A 6,403-nucleotide genomic window follows, 5' to 3' on the forward strand; every position below is an offset into this window, starting at 1 on the left:
ATCTAAAACAAAGGTATCCACCTTTCCTTGCATTGTTCGATTTCATCGAGAAAGAGTTTGGACAGCCTTAACACCACGAAGTTTTTTATCAACAAACATGGTGTGGAGCTGTGGTTCATCAAATCCAGTTTGGTATTTCTCGGCAACAATCAATACATTATACTGAGACGTAGCAAACGCATCTTTTAGTTCGTTTTCTTTGATATCGTTCATTTTAGGTTCAGTATATTCTTCTCCATCATCACTTACTTCACCTGAAAATGCAACCAAGGTATCCATATCCGTATAACCCTTTTCACTAATGTAACGTTTAAATTCCTTCATATAGCGAACAGCTGCTAAGCGAGAGGAGGTTACAACCATAGCCTTGCCTTTCCCACCAATTGCATGGCGTGTTTTATCCCTAAATAGCTCGACCATCACTTCTGTCTTTTGTGCCAAATTATAAGGATGCAGGTCAGCATATCGAGCAATCGCACGTTTAGCTTGTGAAGCTGGTAATTCAGGGTCATCTGGAACTAATTTCGAAATCTGATAAGCCGTATGATAGGTCATATAGTTCTGTAAAACATCCAAAATAAAACCTTCTTCAATCGCCTGCCTCATTGAGTAGATATGATAAGGTTGAAATGTTCCATCTGGCATTTGTTGACCAAATAACTCCAGTGTTTTTGCTTTTGGTGTTGCTGTAAAAGCATAAAAGGAAATATTGCCATGTCTTCCTTGCCCAAGTAGAGTATCATTAAGTGTATCTTCCTTATCTCGTGCCTTACTCACCTCTTCTTCGTCAAGCTCTTCCCACTCTTTTAAAGCCTCTTCTCTATCTGATAAGGCTATTTTTAACTTTTGCGAAGCCGAACCTGTCTGTGATGAGTGAGCCTCATCAACAATCACTGCAAAGCGTTTTCCAGCTGTTGATTCAACATCTTGATAAATAACAGGAAATTTTTGCAAAGTTGTGATGATGATTTGCTTGCCATCATTGATAGCCTTTAGTAAATCTTTAGAAGATTTATTATCTCCAATCGTTTCAACTAATCCTATCGTCGCATCAAAAGACGTGATGGTTTCTTGCAATTGACGGTCTAAGACAGTCCTGTCTGTTACGATAATAATCGAATTGAAAATCGGCTGATTATCATCGTCATGCAGTTTTTGTAAATGGTAGGACAACCAAGCGATGGAGTTTGATTTCCCTGAACCAGCCGAGTGTTGAATTAGATAATGTTGACCAGAGCCTTTCTGCTTAGTATCTGCAACCAATTTTCGAACCACATCAAGCTGATGATAACGTGGGAAAATCAAGGTCTGTTTTTCTACCGTTTTCCCACTAGCATCCTTTTCGTGCTTGACTTCTAAGTTGATAAATCGCTGTAAAATGTCCATCAGAGCATCTTTTTGTAGCACATTCTCCCATAGATAGGCGGTTTGATAGCCTTTAGAGTTTTCTGGGTTCCCAGCCCCACCGACATTTCCAGCTCCATTTGAACCTTGATTAAAGGGCAAGAAAAAAGTTTTCTTCCCAGATAACTTTGTTGTCATCCAAGCTTGATTTAAATCAACAGCAAAATAAACTAAAATACGATGATTAAACTGAAAAACTATTTCTTTGGGATCTCGGTCAAACATAAATTGTTTTTTAGCGTGTTCAACAGATTGTCCTTTCAATTGATTTTTAAGCTCAACAGCAATCAGAGGAATTCCGTTGATGGAAAGAACCATATCGATTGTGTTACGATTATGGGGACTGTAAGCAAATTGCCTAATTACTTGTGTTTTATTGGCTTGATAATCCCTAGTGATGTCTTCATTTAGGGTTGATGAAGGGCGAAGCTGAACTATCTTAAAATGAACACCTCTGTCCCTAATACCTTTTCGAAGAACATGCAAGATACCATGCTGAGAAACTTCCTGCTCAAAGCGTTTGTAGAAACTTTCTACAGGGTCAGCTCCTACTACTTTTTCATATCTTGCCCATTTCTTTTCTTGGGTTTCTTTGACAAACTGGATAAGCGTTTCTATATCTAACCCCTTAGTTGCATCATAGTGCGATTCCTGAAAGGTCGTTTTTGTCCAACCTCCAGCTGGTGAGGTCAGCCATGTTTCGATATCTTGCTCAAAGCGTTTTTCATTATCTTCCATATTATTCCTTATCTTCTTCATCGTTTTCCGATGAACTTTCTTGCTCATCATTTCCTAACACGCCTATCTGAGGAATAGTTGTATTTTGCATTATTTTTGATATACGTTCAACATGAGAATTAGCAATCTCGGCCATAGCAGGTGCAATGGTTTTAGAAATATCAATTCTAGGAATAGTTATACTCTTCATTGCCTTTGCTATTGTTTCTCCTAACAGAATTGCATTGTGGGCCTGTATTGTCTTTGTGTAAGCTTCAACCGCTTTTTGAAATTGTTTCGACATTTCAAGAAGTCCTTGTAGTGCAACAGTTGAACCCTTTGTATTTTGGTAAAATTTCCTTTCAAGTAGCTCATCTTGAATTTTGTGAAATTTATTAGCATAGGTCCGAACTTCATTTTTACAGAACTTCCAATCATTAAAGCTCATTTCTTTATGGTGAGCGACCTTATTTCGGACATTTCTAATCTTCGTTATGACTTCTTCATCAATATCATGCTTAGGTAGTAAGGGCTTTATATTCACTTCCCACAGACTTCGAAATTCTATCTTTTCAGCTATCTTTGAGAATTTTTCGTATAGATTGCTATCTTTGCTAATACCACAAAATTCATAAGATTTACCAACTAACAGCCAATCTTTCGCAAACAAGAGTTTTTCTAGTTGACTCAAATCCAAATCTTCAACATAGGCATTTAAGGTTTGTTTTTTGCGTCCAGCGGTCGCATCTGTCACATCATAGAAATGGTAAATGAAGTAAAAAATCTTTCTTAAGTTGGTTTCATAGTCAAGAAGAGTCGAGTAGCATTTTTTCGCATAGTAAGCTGATAAATCAGCAGAGTAATGAGTTACTTCAAAATGTTGACTCAAGACTCCACTTATCCTTGCTCTAAACTTATCATAGAAACACGTCTTCCTCCAGTGAATATCAACTGTTGCTTTTAGTCGACAATGAAGGATATTATCTGATTTTCTGATGATTGTTTTAAATTGTAGCGGGTTATCCTCTGGGAAATAGTAAGTAAGCGTATTGGTTTTCTCTAACCGATTGATGTCATGAACCCTTTCAAAGGATTTCCAAAACAGCTGGCGTAAGTCTCCGTCTTGGATTTTTGGTTTTAACAATAGTTCAAAATCAACTTTCATAGCCTTCCACCTGCTTTTTCCCTGTCACATATTCATAAATTATTGATTTTTTATAATACTCATATTCGGATATAAGATTTTCTTTTTCTATAATTAAAGTATCAATTTGAGACATCTTTTGATCAAGATAGTTTACAATTTTAGATTGCTCAGATAATGAAATTGGAAAAGAAATAGGTAATGATAATATAAAATCAGGATTAGCCCTTGGCATTTTCACTCCATAAGACGCCCCTCTTACTGGTTGTAAAATCTGTTCAGAAATTAATTTGTACATGAATAGTTTACGCTTAATTTTAATATCATTAAACACCAATAATTCACCTGTCCCATGTCCATCAAAATCAGCTAAAGCTACCTTAGCAAGGTAGGGACGTAATTTGCTAAACACAATATCACCTTGTTTTATAACTTGTTGTCTTCCGTTTTCGACTTCAGTCAATAAATCGATATATCCTGGTTTATATGAAACCATTTTTTCTAAAGCTAAAAAATTCTGGCCTCTCTCATAAGACGTTTTTTCATTTCTTAACTTTGATATATTTTTAATTTTTGCAACTTCCCATCCCTCAGGAATTTCATCAATCCAATCAATCTCGGTAGAAACCATTTTTACATCTTTATTAATACCATTAGTAACAATTTCCGAAATTAAAGACTGTTTGTATGATTTTAACTCTGCAATCGTTTGTTTCGTATCTGTAATAATATCATCAATTAGAGCGGTCTTTTCATCAAGAAATTTTGCAATTCTTTGTTGTTCGGAAATAGGAGGGATTGGGAGCTGAATTCTTTTTCCTCTTTCCCAGTTAGTTGACCATAAATCAGCAACAATACCAGTTCCCCAACGATAAAACTCTTCTGCAAAACCATAGTTTTTCAGAAGATAACCTACAAACTTACCATTAAGTTTTTCCCCTCTTGGTATCATAACAAGGTTGATTAAACTAACCGAACCATCAAACTCTGAAACTCCTGAAGACATTTTTCTATCCGAACGAGAATTTACTACAAAATCACCTTTTTTTACTAATTTTCGATTTGAATGGTCATCTGATTTTGCTGCACTTTCTAACTGAGGCACAATTCCATGTTTAGTAACTGATAGCGGAGAAAAATCAAAATCTGAAACTTTCATATTGCGTTGGGAAAAAACTTTTGAGATAGTCGAAACCTCCCAGTGCTCAGGAATCTCACCTATCCATTCTACACCGCTGTCCTTCAACTTTCTCATCCCAATTCCTCCACGCCGTTACTACTCAGAGCTTCAAAATTCTTCACAATTTTCTCCTCCAGTGCTTTGATACGCTTTGCGATAACCTCAGAACTTTCTGGCGCTTGATATTTGTAAAACAAACGTGTAAATGGAATCTCAAAACCAATCTTTGTTTTACTTTTATCAACCCAACCGTCTGGATTGAAAGGCAGTACCTCTCTATTGATGTAAGTATCAATATCTTCTGTCAGAGGAATATCCTCAGTATCACGCTTGCTAGTATCAGGTTCTGGTTTCCCATTTTTCTTTCTGATAATATTGCCACTTTCATCATATAGAGGTGTTTCAACAACAACTTTTTGATAACCAAAAAAATCATTATCAAATATTTTAGACTCTACAATCGAATCATCTTCAGTATAGATTTTATTGGCAAATTCACCATAAGCCTGCACGATGAGTTCTCGCTGAGCTTTCTTGATGTCAACCCTCTTATTACCGATATTTTTTCGACGTTTCGCAAAAGCTTTACTAGCGTCCAATAACTGCACTTTACCTTGTCGTTCTTTATTTTTATTTTTAGTGATAATCCAGATGTAGGTCGAAATACCAGTGTTATAAAACAAGTCTGTCGGCAACTGAATAATCGCTTCCAACCAGTCATTCATAATCACATACTCACGGATAGCAGACTCACCACCACCAGCATTACCAGAAAATAGTGCTGAACCATTGTGGATAATCGCCATACGTCCTGTATCTTTTAATTTAGCTATACCATTTAGTTGGAAAAGAAGCTGACCATCTGAAATCTTAGGTAGTCCCGCTCCAAAACGACCATTCTCACCTAACTCAGCCTCTTCCTTGACAGCATTCTGGTCTTTCTTCCAGTCAATACCAAATGGAGGGTTGGAAATCAAGTAATCAAAGGTATAGCCTGAAAAAGCATCCTTGGAAAGAGTAGATCCTAAAGCCATGTTGTCAGGATTGCCTCCACGAATCATGGTATCTGCCTTGGCAATGGCATAGGTTTCTGGGTTTAACTCTTGACCAAATGTGGTTACATCTGCATTAGCATCAAGAGTTTTAATTCGCTCCATCATAGCTGAAAGCATCTGCGATGTTCCCATAGTTTGGTCATAAATCGTACGCACGATAGGTTTATCTGATGGTTTTTCATTGATTAGGAGAATGTCTGTCATCAGGTAAATAATATCCCTACTTGTAAAGTGAGCCCCGGCGTCCTCTCCGTAACTCTCAGAAAATCGACGAACCAGCTCTTCAAAGATGTAGCCCATATCCGTCGAAGTTACAGTATCCGCACCTAAATAGGCTTTTTGGCTGTTAAACTCTTGAATAACTGCAAACAGAGCATCGTTATTAGCCATCTTCGAGATCTCTTTATCAAACTCGAAGTTATCAAGAATATCTCTAACATTTTCAGAAAAACCATTAAGGAAGGAGTTGAAATTGTCGTAAATATTCTCAGGGTCACTTAGCAGATTCTCAAACGTAAAACGACTTGTATTATAAAATGTATAGCCAGAAGCATCCGTTAGTTTTCTGTCTCTGATTTGAACGACCTTGATATTTGTCACTGATTTCGAAACCGCAAGCACATCATCTCTTGTCGGAAGCAAGGTATCATGCAAACGTTTAATGACTGTCATAGGTAGGATAACCTTACCGTATTCATGTGGCTTATAAAGCCCTCGTAAAATATCAGCGATATTCCATATTAAAGAAGCCTTCTCTTTGATATTTATTGCCATCCTCTCGTGGTGCATTTTTTCATTTGTTACTTGCTCTACCATACCATATTCCTTCTTTAAATTTTTGTGAAGGGCTGATAGGATTCCTTTATTATGAATATAATAAAGGAACGGTACACTTCGCGCTTA

Annotated in this window: 4 protein-coding genes; all 4 read right to left on the reverse strand. The window is 36.8% G+C overall.

All coding sequences use genetic code 11. The features are described from left to right. Positions 1–42: 42 nt before the first annotated feature. Genes QZ565_RS07460 through QZ565_RS07475 form a run of 4 tightly spaced genes read right to left on the reverse strand, consistent with a single transcriptional unit; the run spans position 43 to position 6,316 of the window. Positions 43–2,142, reverse strand: a complete 2,100-nt coding sequence (locus QZ565_RS07460; RefSeq protein WP_295527674.1) for a type I restriction endonuclease — start codon at positions 2,140–2,142, stop codon at positions 43–45. 1 nt (position 2,143) lies between these two features. Continuing rightward, the gene (locus QZ565_RS07465; RefSeq protein WP_201059013.1) at positions 2,144–3,286 is read right to left on the reverse strand and encodes a HEPN domain-containing protein; all 1,143 of its coding nucleotides are present in this window, start codon (positions 3,284–3,286) and stop codon (positions 2,144–2,146) included. After that, positions 3,276–4,520, reverse strand: coding sequence for a restriction endonuclease subunit S (locus QZ565_RS07470; RefSeq protein WP_295527679.1), 1,245 nt, complete (start codon positions 4,518–4,520; stop codon positions 3,276–3,278). The genes QZ565_RS07465 and QZ565_RS07470 overlap by 11 nt, the downstream gene beginning before the upstream one ends. Beyond that, positions 4,517–6,316 carry a class I SAM-dependent DNA methyltransferase gene (locus tag QZ565_RS07475; protein ID WP_295527682.1) on the reverse strand — a complete coding sequence of 600 codons (1,800 nt, stop codon included), beginning with the start codon at positions 6,314–6,316 and terminating at the stop codon, positions 4,517–4,519. Before QZ565_RS07475 ends, QZ565_RS07470 begins: the two co-directional genes overlap by 4 nt. Positions 6,317–6,403: the final 87 nt, after the last annotated feature.

This window comes from uncultured Streptococcus sp. (assembly GCF_915066115.1).
In the GTDB taxonomy this organism is placed as follows: Bacteria; Bacillota; Bacilli; order Lactobacillales; family Streptococcaceae; genus Streptococcus.

Excerpts from the sequence above, each read along its gene's own strand:
- QZ565_RS07460 (WP_295527674.1), bottom strand. The coding sequence starts at position 2,142 with ATGGAAGATAATGAAAAACGCTTTGAGCAAGATATCGAAACATGGCTG.
- QZ565_RS07465 (WP_201059013.1), bottom strand. The coding sequence starts at position 3,286 with ATGAAAGTTGATTTTGAACTATTGTTAAAACCAAAAATCCAAGACGGA.
- QZ565_RS07470 (WP_295527679.1), bottom strand. The coding sequence starts at position 4,520 with ATGAGAAAGTTGAAGGACAGCGGTGTAGAATGGATAGGTGAGATTCCT.
- QZ565_RS07475 (WP_295527682.1), bottom strand. The coding sequence starts at position 6,316 with ATGGTAGAGCAAGTAACAAATGAAAAAATGCACCACGAGAGGATGGCA.